Consider the following 17648-nt stretch of genomic DNA (forward strand, 5'->3'; position numbering starts at 1 on the left):
GGACATGGCGAATTACTGGCTTTATAAGTCCGAGCCGTTCAAATGGTCCTGGGAAATGCAGAAGGCCAAGGGCGAGGCCGGCGAAGAATGGACCGGCGTGCGCAACTATCAGGCCCGCAACAACATGCGGGCCATGAAGATCGGCGACAAGGGTTTCTTCTACCACTCCAATGAAGGGCTGGATGTCGTCGGCATCGTCGAAGTCTGCGCCCTTTCGCATCCGGACTCGACCGCTGAAGGCGATCTGAAGTGGGATTGCGTGGATATCCGCGCCGTTTGCGATATGCCGCAGCCGGTTTCGCTGAAGGATGTGAAGGCCAATCCCAAGTTGGAAAAGATGTCTCTCGTCACCTCCATGCGGCTTTCCGTGCAGCCGGTGACGGAGGAGGAATATCTTGAGGTTTGCCGCATGGGTAACCTCGCCAATCCACCGAAATCACCGGACTGACCCCTCGGTGAGGACCGATCCCGAACGCTTCATTCTCGACAACACCGGCATCATGCGCCCGCCGCATGTGCCGGAATTGCGTCTTCATCTTGCCACGGAGGCTCATGAGCTGTGGCTGAAGACGGAGGAGGAGCTGGAAGCGATCGGCCTGCCGCCGCCCTTCTGGGCCTTCGCCTGGGCCGGCGGGCAGGGGCTTGCCCGCTATGTTCTCGATCATCCCGACAGCGTCTCCGGTAGGCGCGTGCTGGATTTCGCCAGCGGTTCCGGCCTGGTCGCCATCGCTGCGGCAAAGGCGGGCGCCAACGCGGTTCTGGCGGCCGATATCGATCCGTGGACAGAGACCGCCATTCGGCTGAATGCGGCTCTCAATGAGGTGGACATTGCCTTCACCGGACTTGATCTGGTCGGGAAGCCGGTCGAAGCGAATGTTCTGCTAGCGGGCGACGTGTTTTACGATCGCGCCTTTGCAGATCTTCTCGTGCCGTGGTTTCTGGAACTGACGGAAAAGGGCGTGAGCGTGCTCGTCGGCGATCCGGGGCGGGCCTATTTGCCCAAAGAGCGGCTCCGGGCGGAGGCGACCTATCAGGTGCCGGTGACGCGGGCGCTGGAAGACAGCGAAGTGAAGAAGACCACCGTCTGGCGTTTTATCTGATCAGTGCATCGCACATTTGCAGTAAAACCGCGTCATGCTTTCGCCGGAAATACTTTAGGGCCGGATAATGCAGACGCCATGTTCATAGGCGCAGGCGTCGTCAGCGGTTTCGGCACGGACATTGATGATCTTCGCCTTTGGCGCAAGCTGCGAGCCTCTTGTGAGCGTTGCGCCTTTCCGTGAAAGCCCGCCGCCAATTGCGAAATAATTGCCATTGCCACGAACGCGCAGCGCCGATATCGCGCCCACATAAGTGCCACCGGAGAGGGTGGATGGCAGCCCGTCCGTTGAGAAGCTCACCTGCGATTGACGATGTTGATAATGATGCTGATAATCACGGCGACCATAATAATCATCTGCCGCCGCCGGAGGCATTACTGTGAAAATGACGCCTGCAACCATCATGGTTAAAGCAGCGATTCGGCGCTGTAACATGAGCCTCATTCTCCGGATTTTCCTCATTAACAAAAGGTAAATTACACGATTCATGAATTACGTAAAGGTAAATATTTTGAGGGCGTAAATCTTGGAAACGCTCGATTTTTTATTTTGACGCAAAAAAATTCCAAAAAAAATTCGTGAACCAATCGATTAAATTGGAATCGGCCATGAAATGTGCTTGTGGTGATGCTCCCATGTGATTAAACGTCGCGGTTGGTGCAATGCACATTCTTTCGTCATGTGCTGTTGCTTGGGGGCGTCCTGTCTGATGGGCGCACGGGAAAACGCCGCGAGGTTCTGATGGCGAATGCGACTAATAACCGGCCTCTGTCGCCGCATCTTCAAATTTACAAGCCGATTCCGACGATGGTTGCTTCCATCGTGCACCGCATCACAGGCGGCGCGCTTTATTTCGGAACGCTTCTGGTTGCCTGGTGGCTGATCGCAATCGCCTCGGGTCCTGCCTATTACGACTGGGTCAACTGGGCGATGGGTACGATCATCGGCAGACTCATCCTGATCGGATATACCTGGGCTCTCGTGCACCACATGCTAGGCGGGCTTCGCCACTTCATGTGGGATCTGGGCTACGGCTTCGAAAAGCACTTTACCACCAAGCTGGCAAAGGCCTCGTGGGTGGTGTCGATCTGTCTGACCGCGCTGATCTGGGTCATCGCCCTGATCGTGCGCTGAGGAGATTTTTCATGGATATGCGTACACCTCTCGGAAAGGTTCGCGGTCTCGGCTCCGCCAAGGAAGGCACCGACCATTTCTTGCGCCAGCGCGTCACCGCGGTTGCCAACGTTCCGCTGCTGATCTTCTTCGTGATCTTCCTCATCAAATATGCCGGCGCGCCCTATCCGGAAGTCGTCGCCGCGCTGTCGAACCCGCTTGTTGCGGTTATCATGGCTCTGGTGCTGGTGTCCGGCCTCATTCACATGAAGCTCGGCATGCAGGTCATCATCGAAGATTACGTTCACGCCGAGGTTTCGAAGCTCGTTCTTCTGATGCTCAATACGTTTTTCGCGATTCTGATTGGCGGCCTTTCCATCTTCGCCATTCTGAAAATCGCATTCGCAGGATAAGTCCGCCATGGCATCGATCAGTTCACCTTCCCAGAATGGCAAGGCCTACACCTATGTCGATCACTCCTATGACGTGATCGTGGTGGGCGCCGGTGGCGCGGGTCTGCGCGCAACGCTCGGCATGGCGGAACAGGGTTTCCGCACGGCCTGCATCACCAAGGTTTTCCCGACGCGCTCCCACACGGTTGCGGCGCAGGGCGGAATCGCGGCCTCGCTCACCAACATGACGCCCGACTGTTGGCAGTGGCACCTTTACGACACCGTAAAGGGCTCCGACTGGCTGGGTGACGTTGATGCGATGCAATATCTCGCCATGGAAGCGCCGAAGGCGGTCTATGAGCTTGAGCATTACGGCGTGCCTTTCTCGCGTAACGAAGAAGGCAAGATCTACCAGCGCCCCTTCGGTGGCCATATGCAGAATTACGGTGAAGGCCCGCCGGTGCAGCGCACCTGCGCCGCTGCTGACCGTACCGGCCACGCCATCCTGCACACGCTTTATGGCCAGTCGCTGCGCAACAACGCGGAATTCTTTATCGAATATTTCGCGCTCGACCTCATCATGTCGGCAGACGGCCGTTGCACGGGCGTCGTGGCGTGGAACCTCGATGACGGCACGATCCATCGCTTCTCCGCCAAGATGGTGGTTCTCGCGACCGGCGGTTACGGCCGCGCCTATTTCTCGGCGACCTCTGCCCACACCTGCACCGGCGACGGCGGCGGCATGATTGCCCGTGCCGGCTTGCCGCTTCAGGACATGGAATTCGTGCAGTTCCACCCGACCGGCATTTATGGCGCAGGCTGCCTCATTACCGAAGGCGCGCGCGGCGAAGGCGGTTATCTCGTCAACTCCGAAGGCGAGCGCTTCATGGAGCGTTATGCGCCTTCGGCAAAAGACCTTGCCTCGCGTGACGTGGTGTCGCGCTGCATGACGATGGAAATCCGTGAAGGCCGCGGCGTCGGCAAGAACAAGGATCACATCTTCCTGCATCTCGACCACCTTGATCCGGCGATCCTGCATGAGCGTCTTCCAGGCATTTCCGAAAGCGCGAAGATTTTCGCCGGCGTCGACGTAACGCGCGAGCCGATCCCGGTCCTGCCGACGGTTCACTACAATATGGGCGGCATTCCGACCAACTATTGGGGTGAAGTGCTGAACGCCGATGCCAACAACCCGGAACGCATCGCGCCCGGCCTGATGGCTGTTGGCGAAGCCGGTTGCGCCTCGGTTCATGGTGCGAACCGCCTCGGTTCCAACTCGCTGATCGACCTCGTGGTCTTCGGCCGTGCCGCTGCAATCCGCGCTGCCCAGGTCATCGACCGCGATGCGCCGGTTCCGGAGCTCGACATTGCTGCCTGCGACAAGATCATGGAACGCTTCGACAGCCTGCGTTATGCCAACGGCTCCACGCCGACGGCGGTGCTGCGCGACAAGATGCAGCGCGCCATGCAGGACGATGCGGCGGTGTTCCGTACGCAGGAATCGCTCGAGAGCGGCTGCAAGCGTCTTTCCGCCATCTGGAAGGAACTGCCTGACGTCAAGGTCACGGACCGTTCGATGGTCTGGAACTCCGATCTGGTCGAAACGCTCGAGCTGCACAACCTGATGGCCAATGCGATCACCACGGTCTATGGCGCGGAAGCGCGCAAGGAAAGCCGCGGTTCGCACGCCCGTGAGGATTTCGTCGACGGTCCGTTCGCCGGTCGCGATGATGTGAACTGGCGCAAGCACACGCTTGCCTGGGTCAGCCCCGAAGGTGATGTCAAGCTCGACTACCGCCCTGTTCACACCGACCTGATCGCCGACGGCATCGATCCGAAAAAGATCGAGCCGAAGGCTCGCGTCTACTGATTTGAGGAACTGGATATGGTTGAACTAGCTCTCCCCAAGAATTCCCAGATCAGCGAAGGCAAAGTCTGGCCGAAGCCAGACGGCGCCAGGAACGTTCGCGAGTACCGGATCTATCGCTGGAACCCGGATGATGGCCAGAACCCGCGCATCGATACCTATTATATCGATGTCGACGATTGCGGACCGATGGTTCTCGATGCGCTTCTCTACATCAAGAACAATATCGACCCGACGCTGACTCTGCGCCGCTCCTGCCGTGAAGGCATCTGCGGTTCCTGCGCGATGAACATCGACGGCACCAATACGCTCGCCTGCACCAAGGGTATGGAAGAGATCAAGGGTACGGTTAAGGTCTATCCGCTGCCGCACATGCCTGTGGTGAAGGACCTCGTTCCCGATCTGTCGAACTTCTACGCCCAGCATCGCTCCATCGAACCCTGGTTGAAGACGGTTTCGCCGACGCCCGCCAAGGAATGGAAACAGAGCCACGAGGACCGCCTGAAGCTGGACGGTCTCTACGAGTGCATTCTCTGCGCCTGCTGCTCCACCTCCTGTCCCAGCTACTGGTGGAATGGCGACCGTTACCTTGGTCCCGCTGTTCTGCTGCAGGCCTATCGCTGGCTCATCGACAGCCGTGATGAGGCAACCGGCGAGCGTCTCGACAATCTCGAGGATCCGTTCCGCCTTTATCGCTGCCACACCATCATGAACTGCGCGCAGGCTTGCCCGAAGGGCTTGAACCCGGCCAAGGCGATCGCGGAAATCAAGAAGATGATGGTCGAGCGCCGCGTTTAAAGGCGATTCGCTGACAACGAAAAATCTATCGGGCCGCGGTCTCGACCGTGGCCCTTTTTACAACCCGGCGTGGGAAAATTCGGTAAAAATCGACCGAAATGGTAATTATCCCGGCCATCGCTTGCGCAAGATAAGGCTTTGGTAATAATTCAGCCTTCTTGTTTGATCATGATCTTTCCGGAAGCGAGAGAATCGGGAGCTTGATATGCAATTCAGATATGTGGTGACGGGCCTTGCGGTTGTGATGACTCTCGCCGGTTGCCAACGTACCTCCTACGATTACAACAACAACACCAGCAACAATCCCGGTTATACGCCGCCTTTGCAGGCGCAGCCGGTGCCTTCCGTCCAGTCCGGCGCTCTGCCGCCGCCCGGTGGCGCCACCGGCAGCCAGTTCCCGTCGGCACCTGCCTCGGCGGCCCCAGGCGGAACCAATGTTGCTTCCGCCGCTCCGCCGGCAGCCGCACTTGACGTTACCAAGGAATCCATGGTCGGCAACTGGCGCGTTTCCAATGGCGGCGCCAATTGCGACATGTTCCTGACGCTCACCAATCTCGGCAGCGGCTCGCGTGGCGGCACGCGCGGTTGCGCGGGCGAGCTGACGGCGATGGGGTCCTGGGAAGTGTCCGGCAAGATGGTTCTCTTCAAGAACCGTTCGGGTGACACGATCGGCCGCGTCTACAAGAGCGCCGATGCGCGCTTTGACGGCACGACCAATAGCGGCCAGCCGCTCAGCCTCAGCCGATGAGTCTTTCCGGTGCAGCCGGAACGCTCTTTTCGCTCTAAGCCTGTTCATTCGTCGCGGGTGCCTTTGTGCGCCCGCGCCCGAGGCGTTTATCCATGAAGCCTTTGCCTGATTACAATCATAGTGTCGTTGAACAGCTCAACGCATTGACGGCAGCTGGCACCTTGCAGGCCGATGCCGCCCAGCTTGGCGTGGCGGCGCATCTTGACCGTATCCTTGCGGATCTGAAGGCGCGCAAGCCCGCCAAGAAGAAGAGCGCGCTCGGCTGGATGTTCGCGCGCAAGTCCGGGCCTGCCGCCCCCGTCAAGGGATTGTATGTCTATGGCAGCGTCGGCCGCGGCAAGACGATGCTGATGGACATGTTCTACGAGATGGCTCCCGTCTCTTCCAAACGGCGGTGCCATTTTCATGAATTCATGGCGGATGTGCATAATCGTGTGCATGCGCATCGGCAGAAGCTGAAGAATGGCGAAACCAAACAGGCCGATCCCATTCCCCCCGTCGCGGCGGAGCTTCTGGCGGAAGCGGAGCTTTTATGCTTCGACGAATTTACGGTCACGGATATTGCCGATGCGATGATCCTCGCCCGGCTGTTCAGCGAACTCTTCGCCAATGGGTGCACCTTGGTGACGACCTCTAACGTCGTACCCGACAATCTCTACAAGGATGGTCTCAATCGCGGCCTTTTCCTGCCCTTCATCGATCTGCTGAAGAAATATGTTGACGTGGTGACGCTGGACAGCCCCACCGACTACCGGATGGAGAAGCTGGAAAGCCTTCCGGTCTACGTCACGCCGCTCGACGGTTCGGCGGATCAGGCGATGGACATGGCCTGGCGGCACATGACCGGCGGTCATCTCGTTGTCCCAACGGAAATACCCATGAAGGGTCGCTCCATTCTGGTGCCACGCGCCAGCGGCCGGGTGGCGCGCTTCTCGTTTTCAGATCTCTGCGAAAAGCCGCTCGGGGCTTCCGACTTCCTGGCCATCGCCAATCGTTTCGATACGGTCTTCATCGACCATATCCCGCTGCTCAACGCGGACAAGCGGAACGAGACCAAGCGTTTCATTATCCTCATTGACGCGCTTTACGACCATAGCGTCAGGCTTTTCGCATCAGCCGCAGCCATGCCGGAAGACCTGCTCGGGAAACGCAAGGGAACCGAAGGTTTCGAGTTCGATCGTACTGCCTCGCGCCTGTTCGAGATGCGCAGTGCAGATTACCTGGCGCTTCATCACGAAAAACGGCAGAAAGTTTGACACTTTCGTGACGCATTTTCTTACGTTTACGTAAGAAAATAATGATCTAAACGATTGAAAATATTCACCACAAAAGAATCTGTTGCCTATTTTAGCCAATGGGGCTAATCGGAGTGCGACAATTTGGCTGCCGGTTTGGCGCGGTGAAATTGAATTGAAGCTCAAGAGGAAGCATTCGATGGCTCGCAAAAAGATTGCACTTATTGGTTCTGGCATGATCGGCGGCACGCTGGCGCATCTCGCCAGCCTGAAGGAACTGGGCGATATCGTCCTCTTCGATATTGCTGACGGCATCCCGCAGGGCAAGGGTCTGGATATTGCCCAGTCCGGCCCGGTCGAAGGCTTCAATGCAAAGCTCACCGGCGCTTCCGATTACGCAGCCATCGAAGGTGCTGACGTCTGCATCGTCACCGCTGGCGTTGCCCGCAAGCCAGGCATGAGCCGCGACGATCTTCTCGGCATCAACCTCAAGGTGATGGAACAGGTCGGCGCCGGCATCAAGAAATATGCCCCGAACGCTTTCGTCATCTGCATCACCAACCCGCTCGACGCCATGGTCTGGGCGCTGCAGAAGTTCTCTGGCCTGCCGAAGAACAAGGTCGTCGGCATGGCCGGCGTTCTCGACAGCGCCCGTTTCCGCCTGTTCCTCGCTGAAGAATTCAATGTTTCGGTCCAGGACGTCACCGCCTTCGTTCTCGGCGGTCATGGCGATACGATGGTGCCGCTCGCCCGTTATTCCACGGTTGGCGGCATTCCGCTGACGGATCTCGTCAAGATGGGCTGGCTGACCGCCGAGCGCCTCGAGCAGATCATCCAGCGCACGCGTGATGGCGGTGCGGAAATCGTCGGCCTGCTGAAGACCGGTTCGGCCTATTACGCGCCGGCCGCTTCGGCGATCGAAATGGCTGAATCCTACCTCAAGGACAAGAAGCGCGTTCTGCCCGCCGCCGCCCACCTCTCGGGCCAGTACGGCGTTGATGATATGTATGTCGGCGTTCCCACCATCATCGGTGCCGGCGGTATCGAGCGCATCATCGAGATCGAACTCAACAAGGAAGAAGAAGCCGCCTTCCAGAAATCCGTCGGCGCCGTCGCTGGTCTTTGCGAAGCCTGCGTCAACATCGCTCCGTCGCTGAAGTAATAGCCTAGCGGCTCCAAACAGGGATTATTCCATGAATATTCACGAATATCAGGCCAAGGCTCTTCTGAAGGGCTACGGCGCGCCGGTTGCTGAAGGCGTCGCCATTCTCAAGGTCGAAGAAGCCGAAGCTGCCGCAAAGCAGCTTCCCGGCCCACTCTACGTCGTCAAGAGCCAGATCCACGCGGGCGGCCGCGGCAAGGGCAAGTTTAGGGAACTCGGCCCTGACGCCAAGGGCGGCGTTCGCCTGGCAAAGTCGATCGACGAAGTCGTTTCCCACGCCAAGGACATGCTCGGCAACACGCTGGTAACGGCGCAGACGGGCGACGCCGGCAAGCAGGTCAACCGTCTCTACATCGAAGACGGCGCAGACATTGCCCGCGAACTCTACTGCTCGCTGCTGGTTGACCGTTCCGTCGGCCAGGTCGCTTTCGTGGTTTCCACCGAAGGCGGCATGGATATCGAAGCTGTCGCCCACGACACGCCCGAGAAGATTCACACCATCGCCATCAACCCGGAAAAGGGTGTGAGCGACGCTGACGTTGCCGCGATCTCCAAGGCTCTCGAGCTTGATGGTGTTGCTGCGGAAGACGCCAAGGCGCTGTTCCCGATCCTCTACAAGGCCTTCAACGAGAAGGACATGGCTCTCCTCGAGGTTAACCCGCTGATCGTCATGGAAAATGGCCATCTGCGCGTTCTCGACGCCAAGATGTCTTTCGATGGCAATGCGCTGTTCCGCCATGACGACGTCAAGGCGCTGCGCGACGAGACCGAAGAAGACGCCAAGGAAATCGAAGCCTCCAAGTGGGACCTCGCTTACGTGGCTCTCGACGGCAACATCGGCTGCATGGTCAACGGTGCCGGTCTCGCCATGGCGACGATGGACATCATCAAGCTTTACGGCAAAGAGCCGGCTAACTTCTGCGACGTCGGCGGCGGCGCCGGCAAGGAGAAGGTTGCTGCAGCCTTCAAGATCATCACGGCTGACCCGAAGGTCGAGGGCATCCTCGTCAACATCTTCGGCGGCATCATGAAGTGCGACGTCATCGCCGAAGGCGTGATCGCAGCCGTCAAGGAAGTCGGTCTCAAGGTTCCGCTCGTCGTGCGCCTCGAAGGCACGAATGTCGAGCTTGGCAAGAAGATCCTCAACGAGTCCGGCCTTGCGATCACCGCGGCTGACGATCTCGACGATGCGGCGAAGAAGATCGTCGCAGCGGTGAACGGCTAATTTGAAGGACCGGATATAATGTCGATTCTCGTCAATAAAGACACCAAGGTCCTCGTACAGGGCCTGACCGGCAAGACCGGCACCTTCCACACCGAACAGGCGCTTGCCTATTACGGCACGCAGATGGTCGGCGGTATTCACCCGAAGAAGGGTGGCGAAACCTGGACCGGATCGAAGGGCGAAAGCCTGCCGATCTTTGCAACGGTTGCTGAAGCCAAGGAAAAGACCGGTGCAGACGCATCCGTGATCTACGTTCCGCCGGCAGGTGCTGCGGACGCCATCATCGAAGCGATCGAAGCTGAGATCCCCTTCATCACCTGCATCACCGAAGGTATCCCGGTCATGGACATGGTTCGCGTCAAGGCTCGCCTCGACCGCTCCAAGTCGCGCCTGCTCGGCCCGAACTGCCCGGGTATCCTGACGCCGGAAGAATGCAAGATCGGCATCATGCCGGGCTCCATCTTCCGCAAGGGTTCGGTTGGTATCGTTTCGCGCTCCGGCACGCTGACCTATGAAGCCGTGTTCCAGACCTCCAACGAAGGCCTCGGCCAGACCACGGCTGTCGGCATCGGCGGCGACCCGGTCAAGGGCACCGAGTTCATCGACGTGCTGGAAATGTTCCTCGCTGACGAAGCCACGCAGTCGATCATCATGATCGGCGAAATCGGCGGCTCGGCTGAAGAAGATGCAGCACAGTTCCTGATCGACGAAGCCAAGAAGGGCCGCAAGAAGCCGATGGCCGGCTTCATCGCAGGCCGTACGGCTCCGAAGGGTCGCACCATGGGCCACGCCGGCGCTGTCGTTTCCGGCGGCAAGGGTGACGCAGAATCCAAGATCGCAGCCATGGAAGCGGCTGGCATCAAGGTTTCGCCTTCCCCGGCGCGCCTCGGCAAGACGCTGGTTGAAGTCCTCAAGGGCTGAGACCACATGACATCGGTACGGGCGGCGCGGCTTTAATGCCTCGCTGCCCGATGCCGCAAGAAGACAGACAGACGGCATACCGCCCCGGCGGCAGACAGCAGTAATCAAAGCGGCAGGCCGGCGAACGGCCCTAACGGCATCGAGGAGGCGGACGGATAAGTCCGCAAGAACACAATGGCAAGGCAAGAAGCGAACGAGCAGTTTCAGATCACGTCGTTTCTGGACGGCGCGAATGCAGCCTATATCGAGCAGCTCTATGCCCGGTACGAAGAGGATCCCTCTTCCGTGTCGCCGGAGTGGCAGAGCTTCTTCAAGGCGTTGTCCGATAATCCGGAAGACGTGAAGAAGGCGGCCAAGGGCGCCTCCTGGAAGCGCGCCAACTGGCCGATCCCGGCCAATGGCGAACTGGTATCCGCACTGGACGGTAACTGGGCCACGGTCGAAAAGGCCATCGAGAAAAAGGTTCAGGCGAAGGCTGAAGCCAAGAGCGCAGACACCGGCAAGCCGGTCAGCGAAGCCGAAGTGCTGCAGGCGACCCGTGACAGCGTTCGCGCCATCATGATGATCCGCGCCTATCGCATGCGCGGCCACCTGCACGCCAAGCTCGATCCGCTCGGTATCGCCGTTGCGGTTGAAGATTACAACGAGCTGTCACCGAAGTCCTACGGCTTCGAGGAAAGCGACTACGACCGCAAGATTTTCATCGATAACGTTCTCGGCCTCGAATATGCGACCGTGCGCGAGATGATCGATATTCTGGAGCGCACCTACTGCTCCACCATCGGCGTTGAATTCATGCACATGTCCAGCCCGGAAGAAAAAGGCTGGATTCAGGAACGCATCGAAGGTCCGGACAAGGGCGTTGCTTTCACGGCCGAAGGCAAGAAGGCCATTCTGTCCAAGCTGGTTGAAGCCGAAGGTTACGAGCAGTTCCTCGACGTGCGCTTCAAGGGCACCAAGCGTTTCGGCCTCGATGGCGGCGAATCGCTGATCCCGGCGCTGGAGCAGATCATCAAGCGCGGTGGCCAGGACGGTCTGGAAGAAGTCGTGCTCGGCATGGCCCATCGTGGCCGTCTGAACGTTCTCACCAACGTCATGGGCAAGCCGCACCGCGCCGTGTTCCACGAGTTCAAGGGCGGTTCGTTCAAGCCTGACGACGTCGAAGGTTCCGGTGACGTGAAGTACCATCTCGGTGCCTCCTCCGACCGCGAATTCGACGGCAACAAGGTTCACCTGTCGCTGACGGCCAACCCGTCGCACCTTGAAATCGTCAACCCCGTTGTCATGGGCAAGGCCCGCGCCAAGCAGGACCAGCTGGCCAAGACATGGGACGGCGACATCATTCCGCTTTCCGAACGCGCCAAGGTGCTGCCGCTGCTGCTGCACGGCGATGCCGCCTTTGCGGGTCAGGGCGTGGTTGCCGAAATTCTCGGCCTTTCCGGTCTGCGCGGCCACCGCGTTGCCGGCACCATGCACTTCATCATCAACAACCAGATCGGCTTTACGACCAACCCGGCCTTCTCGCGTTCGTCGCCCTATCCGTCCGACGTCGCCAAGATGATCGAAGCGCCGATCTTCCACGTCAACGGTGATGATCCGGAAGCGGTTACCTATGCGGCCAAGGTCGCGACCGAATACCGGATGAAGTTCCACAAGCCTGTCGTCATCGACATGTTCTGCTACCGCCGCTTCGGCCATAACGAAGGCGATGAGCCGGCGTTCACGCAGCCGAAGATGTACAAGGTCATCCGTGGCCACAAGACGGTCGCGCGCATCTATGCCGACCGCCTGATCGCGGAAGGCCTGATGAACGAAGGCGAATTCGAGAAGATGAAGGCCGACTGGCGCGCTCATCTGGAACAGGAATTCGAGGCGGGCCAGTCCTACAAGCCCAACAAGGCCGACTGGCTGGATGGCCAGTGGTCCGGCCTGCGCGCCGCCGACAATGCCGATGAGCAGCGTCGCGGCAAGACCGGCGTGCCGATGAAGCAGCTGAAGGAAATCGGCAAGAAACTGTCGACCATTCCGGAAGGCTTCAGCGCCCACCGCACGATCCAGCGCTTCATGGAAAACCGCTCGCAGATGGTCGAGACGGGCGAAGGCATCGACTGGGCGATGGCGGAAGCGCTTGCTTTCGGTTCGCTCGTTGCCGATGGCCACAAGATTCGTCTTTCCGGTCAGGATTGCGAACGCGGCACCTTCTCGCAGCGTCACTCGGTTCTCTACGATCAGGAGACCGAAGAGCGTTATATTCCGCTCGCCAACCTTTCGCCGACGCAGGCCCGTTACGAAGTCATCAACTCGATGCTCTCGGAAGAAGCTGTCCTCGGTTTCGAATATGGCTATTCGCTTGCCCGCCCGAATGCGCTGACGCTCTGGGAAGCCCAGTTCGGCGACTTCGCCAACGGCGCGCAGGTAGTGTTCGACCAGTTCATCTCTTCGGGTGAACGCAAGTGGCTGCGCATGTCCGGTCTCGTCTGCCTTCTGCCGCATGGTTACGAAGGTCAGGGGCCGGAGCACTCTTCCGCCCGTCTGGAGCGCTGGCTGCAGATGTGCGCCGAAGACAACATGCAGGTAGCCAACTGCACGACGCCGGCCAACTACTTCCACATCCTGCGCCGTCAGGTGAAGCGCGACTTCCGCAAGCCGCTGATCCTGATGACGCCGAAGTCGCTGCTGCGTCACAAGCGCGCCACCTCTTCGCTGGCCGAGCTTGCAGGCGAGTCCTCCTTCCACCGTCTCCTGTGGGACGATGCTGAAGTCATCAAGGACGGCCCGATCAAGCTGCAGAAGGATTCGAAGATCCGCCGCGTCGTCATGTGCACGGGCAAGGTCTATTACGATCTGCTCGAGGAACGCGAAAAGCGTGGTATCGACGACATCTATCTGCTGCGTGTCGAACAGCTCTATCCCTTCCCGGCGAAGGCGCTCATCAACGAGCTTTCCCGTTTCCGCAATGCGGAGATGGTCTGGTGCCAGGAAGAACCGAAGAACATGGGTGCGTGGTCGTTCATCGATCCTTACCTGGAATGGGTTCTGGCGCATATCGACGCCAAGTACCAGAAGGTCCGTTACACGGGCCGTCCGGCTGCCGCCTCTCCGGCGACCGGCCTGATGTCCAAGCACCTGGCGCAGCTTGCTGCGTTCCTGGAAGACGCGCTGGGAGAGTGAGAACTCTCCCGCATCGCCCCGCAAAAAAGACACCTGAATAACGGAACTAGATCATGGCCACTGAAATCCGCGTACCAACCCTCGGCGAATCCGTCAGCGAAGCGACCGTAGGCACCTGGTTCAAGAAGGTCGGCGATACCGTCAAGGCCGACGAACCTCTCGTTGAACTGGAAACCGACAAGGTTACCGTTGAAGTCCCGGCGCCTGCGTCCGGCGTTCTCACCGAAATCGTTGCGCAGAACGGCGAGACCGTCGGTCTCGACGCGCTTCTCGGCCAGATCGCCGAAGGTGCCGCCGGCGCTGCAACCGCTGCACCTGCCGCAAAGCCTGCTGCGGCTGCCACACCGGCACCTGCCGCCGTTGCCGCTCCGGCAACCGGCTCCATGCCGCCGGCACCTGCCGCCGGCAAGCTGCTTGCTGAAAACAACCTGTCTGCCGATCAGGTTGACGGTTCGGGCAAGCGTGGCCAGGTTCTGAAGGGCGACGTTCTCGCTGCCGTCGCCAAGGGTGTTTCTGCACCCGCCGCTGCTCCGGTTGCCGCTGCTGCCCCCCGTCCGGTTTCGGCCGAACAGGATCAGGTTCGCGAAGAGCGCGTGAAGATGACCCGCCTGCGCCAGACGATTGCCCGTCGCCTGAAGGATGCGCAGAACACGGCCGCCATGCTGACCACCTATAACGAGGTGGACATGAGCGCCGTCATGGACCTGCGTAACCGCTACAAGGACGTGTTCGAGAAGAAGCACGGCGTCAAGCTCGGCTTCATGGGCTTCTTCACCAAGGCCGTGACCCACGCGCTGAAGGAACTGCCCGCCGTCAACGCTGAAATCGACGGCACGGACATCATCTACAAGAACTATTGTCACGTCGGCATGGCTGTCGGCACCGACAAGGGCCTCGTCGTTCCTGTCATTCGCGATGCCGACCAGCTCTCCATCGCAGGCGTTGAAAAGGAACTCGGCCGCCTCGCCAAGGCAGCGCGTGACGGTTCGCTCGGCATGGCCGACATGCAGGGCGGCACCTTCACCATCACCAATGGCGGTGTTTACGGTTCGCTGATGTCCTCGCCGATCCTCAATGCACCGCAGTCGGGTATCCTCGGCATGCACAAGATCCAGGAGCGTCCGGTCGCCATCGGCGGTCAGGTCGTCATCCGTCCGATGATGTATCTTGCGCTCTCTTACGATCACCGTATCGTTGACGGCAAGGAAGCAGTGACCTTCCTCGTTCGCGTCAAGGAAAGCCTGGAAGATCCGGAACGTCTGGTTCTCGATCTCTAAGACCAGATAGGGGAGAAGAGGGATGGAAAACCTGGCCGGCGGGAATGGACCTTTTGTGTTCCTGCTGGCGCTCAGCGTCATTCTTCTTCTCCTGCATATCTGCATTCAGGCCATGTCCGTCACGCGGGAAGTTGGTCTTGCCTGGAATGCGGGTGCGCGTGATGCGCGTCCGGACCTCAAAGGGGTCTTTGCGGGACGCGCGCAGCGCGCCTCGGATAATTTTCGGGAAACCTATCCGGCTTTCGTCGGTCTGGTTCTCGCTCTTGCGATCGTCGGCGACGCCTCCGGCTGGGGGCTGACGGGCGGCTGGATATGGACCGTGGCGCGCGTCGTCTACATCCCGCTTTATCTTGCAGGCGTTCCCTATATGCGGTCGATCGCGTGGGTCGTTTCCCTCGTCGGTCTGGTCCTCATGCTTGTCGCGCTGATCTGAGGTCGAGCTCATGCATCAATATCTCATCGAACTTGCATCCCTGATGGCGATCTTCTTTTTCGCGATCGTTTCTCCCGGGGCCGATCTGGCGATGGTCATGCGTCAGGCCATGGTGCACGGGCGCAAGCAGGCCATCATCACCAGTTTCGGTGTGGGAACGTCGCTGATGTTCCATGTCACCTATACGATCCTCGGACTTGGCCTCATCATTTCCCAGTCGATCTATCTCTTCAACATCGTCAAATGGCTCGGCGTCGCCTATCTGATCTATATCGGCATCAAGGCGCTGCGCGCTGGCAAGACCGAACTGCCGACCGCTGCTGAAGGCGAGGTTCGGGCCAAAAGCGGCCAGACAGGGCTCAAGGCCTTCACGCTCGGCTTCGCCGCCAATGCGCTCAATCCCAAACCGGTGTTTTTCTTCCTGTCGATCTTTTCGACGGTGGTTCACGCGCATACGCCGGTCGCCATCAAATTCGGATACGGGGTCGTCATGGCAAGCTGCCTCATCCTGTGGTTCGTCGGCGTCAGCCTGTTCATGACGACGCCACGCATGCGCGCGGCATTTCAGCGCGCCAGCCAATGGATCGACCGCACCAGTGGTGTGGTGTTCATCGCTCTCGGTATAAAACTCGCAACGGAAAAAGCGGCCTGAGTTTCAGGTCAAACGCAAGCAGGGCAATGATCCGCATCTTGCCCGACATCAATCAGGAAAACGAACATGGCATATGATGTAGTTGTAATCGGCACGGGCCCCGGCGGTTATGTTTGCGCGGTCAAGGCGGCACAGCTCGGCCTCAAGGTCGCCGTCATCGAAAAGCGCGCGACCTATGGCGGCACCTGCCTCAATGTCGGCTGCATCCCGTCGAAGGCGCTGCTGCACGCGTCCGAAACCTTTGCGCATGTTGCCCATGGCGTCGATACGCTCGGTATCGAAGTTGCTGCTCCGAAGCTGAACCTTGAAAAGATGATGGGCCACAAGGACGGCGTGGTGAAGGCCAATGTCGATGGCGTTTCCTTCCTGTTCAAGAAGAACAAGATCGATGCCTTCCAAGGCACCGGCAAGGTGGTTTCCGCCGGCAAGGTCGCCGTCACCAATGACAAGGGTGAGACACAGGAAATCGAAGCCAAGAACATCGTCATCGCCACGGGTTCTGATGTTGCCGGCATTCCGGGCGTTCAGGTCGATATCGATGAAAACGTCATCGTTTCCTCCACCGGCGCGATCGCCCTTTCCAAGGTTCCGGAAAAGCTGATCGTTGTCGGCGGCGGCGTGATCGGCCTCGAGCTCGGTTCGGTCTGGTCGCGCCTCGGCGCGAAGGTCACCGTTGTTGAATACCTCGACAATATTCTCGGCGGCATGGATGGCGAAGTTTCCAAGCAGGCGCAGCGTCTGCTCGCCAAGCAGGGTCTCGATTTCAAGCTCGGCGCCAAGGTGACGGCCGTTGAAAAGACGGGCGCCGGTGCGAAGGTGGTGTTCGAGCCGGTCAAGGGCGGCGCTGCCGAAACGCTGGAAGCAAACGTCGTGCTGATCTCCACCGGCCGCAAGCCCTACACCGAAGGTCTCGGCCTTGCCGAAGCCGGTGTCGTGCTGGACAGCCGCGGTCGCGTTGAAATCGACGGCCATTACAAGACCAATGTCGACGGCATCTACGCGATCGGCGACGTGGTGAAGGGCCCGATGCTGGCGCACAAGGCGGAAGACGAGGGCGTTGCGCTCGCGGAAATTCTCGCTGGTCAGCGTGGCCATGTGAACTACGACGTCATTCCGGCAGTCGTCTATACGCAGCCCGAAATCGCTTCCGTCGGCAAGACCGAAGAAGAACTGAAGGCCGCTGGCGTCGCTTACAAGGTCGGCAAGTTCCCCTTCACCGCCAATGGCCGCGCCCGCGCCATGCAGGTGACGGATGGTTTCGTGAAGATCCTAGCTGACAAGGAAACCGACCGGGTTCTCGGCGGCCATATCGTCGGTTTCGGCGCTGGCGAAATGATCCACGAGATCACCGTGCTGATGGAATTCGGTGGTTCTTCGGAAGATCTCGGCCGCACTTGCCATGCGCATCCGACCATGTCGGAAGCGGTGAAGGAAGCAGCGCTGGCGACCTTCTTCAAGCCGATCCATATGTGATCGGTTCTGGAGCCCGCTGCTCCAACATTAAATTTCAGTTATCTGCCAAACCCCGGCTTGCCATGCAGGCCGGGGTTTTCC

Annotated in this window: 17 protein-coding genes; 16 read left to right on the forward strand and 1 reads right to left on the reverse strand. The window is 59.4% G+C overall.

Annotated elements, in window-relative coordinates:
* Positions 1–4: 4 nt before the first annotated feature.
* Both AC5I5B_RS20580 and AC5I5B_RS20585 read left to right on the forward strand, forming a co-directional pair.
* The gene (locus AC5I5B_RS20580; RefSeq protein WP_003504993.1) at positions 5–448 is read left to right on the forward strand and encodes an EVE domain-containing protein; all 444 of its coding nucleotides are present in this window, start codon (positions 5–7) and stop codon (positions 446–448) included.
* A gap of 7 nt (positions 449–455) precedes the next feature.
* Positions 456–1100, forward strand: a complete 645-nt coding sequence (locus AC5I5B_RS20585) for a class I SAM-dependent methyltransferase (protein WP_111834656.1) — start codon at positions 456–458, stop codon at positions 1098–1100.
* 54 nt (positions 1101–1154) lie between these two features.
* Here the strand turns inward: AC5I5B_RS20585 and AC5I5B_RS20590 are convergent, their stop codons facing one another.
* Positions 1155–1535 (reverse strand): hypothetical protein, encoded by a 381-nt coding sequence (locus tag AC5I5B_RS20590; RefSeq protein WP_060725400.1) that lies wholly within the window; start codon positions 1533–1535, stop codon positions 1155–1157.
* 306 nt (positions 1536–1841) lie between these two features.
* Here AC5I5B_RS20590 and sdhC point away from each other — a divergent pair, with 306 nt between their 5' ends.
* From sdhC to lpdA, 14 genes are all read left to right on the forward strand, one after another.
* Positions 1842–2234, forward strand: coding sequence for a succinate dehydrogenase, cytochrome b556 subunit (gene sdhC / locus AC5I5B_RS20595; protein ID WP_003504990.1), 393 nt, complete (start codon positions 1842–1844; stop codon positions 2232–2234).
* An 11-nt stretch (positions 2235–2245) separates the two neighbouring features.
* Positions 2246–2626 (forward strand): succinate dehydrogenase, hydrophobic membrane anchor protein, encoded by a 381-nt coding sequence (sdhD, locus tag AC5I5B_RS20600; RefSeq protein WP_003504989.1) that lies wholly within the window; start codon positions 2246–2248, stop codon positions 2624–2626.
* 7 nt (positions 2627–2633) lie between these two features.
* Positions 2634–4475, forward strand: coding sequence for a succinate dehydrogenase flavoprotein subunit (sdhA, locus tag AC5I5B_RS20605; protein ID WP_111834657.1), 1842 nt, complete (start codon positions 2634–2636; stop codon positions 4473–4475).
* Between the two features lie 15 nt (positions 4476–4490).
* On the forward strand, positions 4491–5270 hold the full coding sequence (locus AC5I5B_RS20610) for a succinate dehydrogenase iron-sulfur subunit (protein WP_003504987.1): 780 nt from the start codon (positions 4491–4493) through the stop codon (positions 5268–5270).
* Between the two features lie 205 nt (positions 5271–5475).
* On the forward strand, positions 5476–6018 hold the full coding sequence (locus tag AC5I5B_RS20615; protein WP_003504986.1) for a protease inhibitor Inh/omp19 family protein: 543 nt from the start codon (positions 5476–5478) through the stop codon (positions 6016–6018).
* A 92-nt stretch (positions 6019–6110) separates the two neighbouring features.
* Positions 6111–7274 carry a cell division protein ZapE gene (zapE, locus tag AC5I5B_RS20620; protein ID WP_111834658.1) on the forward strand — a complete coding sequence of 388 codons (1164 nt, stop codon included), beginning with the start codon at positions 6111–6113 and terminating at the stop codon, positions 7272–7274.
* Positions 7275–7452: 178 nt separating this feature from the next.
* Positions 7453–8415, forward strand: coding sequence for a malate dehydrogenase (gene mdh, locus AC5I5B_RS20625; RefSeq protein ID WP_003504984.1), 963 nt, complete (start codon positions 7453–7455; stop codon positions 8413–8415).
* A 31-nt stretch (positions 8416–8446) separates the two neighbouring features.
* Positions 8447–9640, forward strand: coding sequence for an ADP-forming succinate--CoA ligase subunit beta (gene sucC / locus AC5I5B_RS20630; protein WP_060727373.1), 1194 nt, complete (start codon positions 8447–8449; stop codon positions 9638–9640).
* An 18-nt stretch (positions 9641–9658) separates the two neighbouring features.
* Positions 9659–10561 (forward strand): succinate--CoA ligase subunit alpha, encoded by a 903-nt coding sequence (gene sucD, locus AC5I5B_RS20635; RefSeq protein WP_003504982.1) that lies wholly within the window; start codon positions 9659–9661, stop codon positions 10559–10561.
* A 174-nt stretch (positions 10562–10735) separates the two neighbouring features.
* Positions 10736–13732 carry a 2-oxoglutarate dehydrogenase E1 component gene (locus AC5I5B_RS20640; RefSeq protein ID WP_003504981.1) on the forward strand — a complete coding sequence of 999 codons (2997 nt, stop codon included), beginning with the start codon at positions 10736–10738 and terminating at the stop codon, positions 13730–13732.
* A 53-nt stretch (positions 13733–13785) separates the two neighbouring features.
* Complete coding sequence (gene odhB, locus AC5I5B_RS20645) at positions 13786–15009, forward strand: 2-oxoglutarate dehydrogenase complex dihydrolipoyllysine-residue succinyltransferase (RefSeq protein ID WP_060725403.1); 1224 nt, start codon at positions 13786–13788, stop codon at positions 15007–15009.
* Between the two features lie 22 nt (positions 15010–15031).
* Positions 15032–15442: an MAPEG family protein gene (locus AC5I5B_RS20650; RefSeq protein WP_111792867.1), complete on the forward strand. Its 411-nt coding sequence runs from the start codon at positions 15032–15034 to the stop codon at positions 15440–15442.
* A 10-nt stretch (positions 15443–15452) separates the two neighbouring features.
* Complete coding sequence (locus AC5I5B_RS20655) at positions 15453–16094, forward strand: LysE family translocator (RefSeq protein ID WP_111834659.1); 642 nt, start codon at positions 15453–15455, stop codon at positions 16092–16094.
* A gap of 66 nt (positions 16095–16160) precedes the next feature.
* Positions 16161–17567, forward strand: a complete 1407-nt coding sequence (lpdA, locus tag AC5I5B_RS20660; RefSeq protein ID WP_060727375.1) for a dihydrolipoyl dehydrogenase — start codon at positions 16161–16163, stop codon at positions 17565–17567.
* Positions 17568–17648: the final 81 nt, after the last annotated feature.

It is taken from the genome of Agrobacterium sp. (assembly GCF_059499945.1).

Coding starts and splice junctions, on each gene's coding strand:
- AC5I5B_RS20580 (WP_003504993.1), top strand. CDS start 5: ATGGCGAATTACTGGCTTTATAAGTCCGAGCCGTTCAAATGGTCCTGG.
- AC5I5B_RS20590 (WP_060725400.1), bottom strand. CDS start 1,535: ATGTTACAGCGCCGAATCGCTGCTTTAACCATGATGGTTGCAGGCGTC.
- sdhC (WP_003504990.1), top strand. CDS start 1,842: ATGGCGAATGCGACTAATAACCGGCCTCTGTCGCCGCATCTTCAAATT.
- sdhD (WP_003504989.1), top strand. CDS start 2,246: ATGGATATGCGTACACCTCTCGGAAAGGTTCGCGGTCTCGGCTCCGCC.
- sdhA (WP_111834657.1), top strand. CDS start 2,634: ATGGCATCGATCAGTTCACCTTCCCAGAATGGCAAGGCCTACACCTAT.
- AC5I5B_RS20610 (WP_003504987.1), top strand. CDS start 4,491: ATGGTTGAACTAGCTCTCCCCAAGAATTCCCAGATCAGCGAAGGCAAA.
- AC5I5B_RS20615 (WP_003504986.1), top strand. CDS start 5,476: ATGCAATTCAGATATGTGGTGACGGGCCTTGCGGTTGTGATGACTCTC.
- zapE (WP_111834658.1), top strand. CDS start 6,111: ATGAAGCCTTTGCCTGATTACAATCATAGTGTCGTTGAACAGCTCAAC.
- mdh (WP_003504984.1), top strand. CDS start 7,453: ATGGCTCGCAAAAAGATTGCACTTATTGGTTCTGGCATGATCGGCGGC.
- sucC (WP_060727373.1), top strand. CDS start 8,447: ATGAATATTCACGAATATCAGGCCAAGGCTCTTCTGAAGGGCTACGGC.
- sucD (WP_003504982.1), top strand. CDS start 9,659: ATGTCGATTCTCGTCAATAAAGACACCAAGGTCCTCGTACAGGGCCTG.
- AC5I5B_RS20640 (WP_003504981.1), top strand. CDS start 10,736: ATGGCAAGGCAAGAAGCGAACGAGCAGTTTCAGATCACGTCGTTTCTG.
- odhB (WP_060725403.1), top strand. CDS start 13,786: ATGGCCACTGAAATCCGCGTACCAACCCTCGGCGAATCCGTCAGCGAA.
- AC5I5B_RS20650 (WP_111792867.1), top strand. CDS start 15,032: ATGGAAAACCTGGCCGGCGGGAATGGACCTTTTGTGTTCCTGCTGGCG.
- AC5I5B_RS20655 (WP_111834659.1), top strand. CDS start 15,453: ATGCATCAATATCTCATCGAACTTGCATCCCTGATGGCGATCTTCTTT.
- lpdA (WP_060727375.1), top strand. CDS start 16,161: ATGGCATATGATGTAGTTGTAATCGGCACGGGCCCCGGCGGTTATGTT.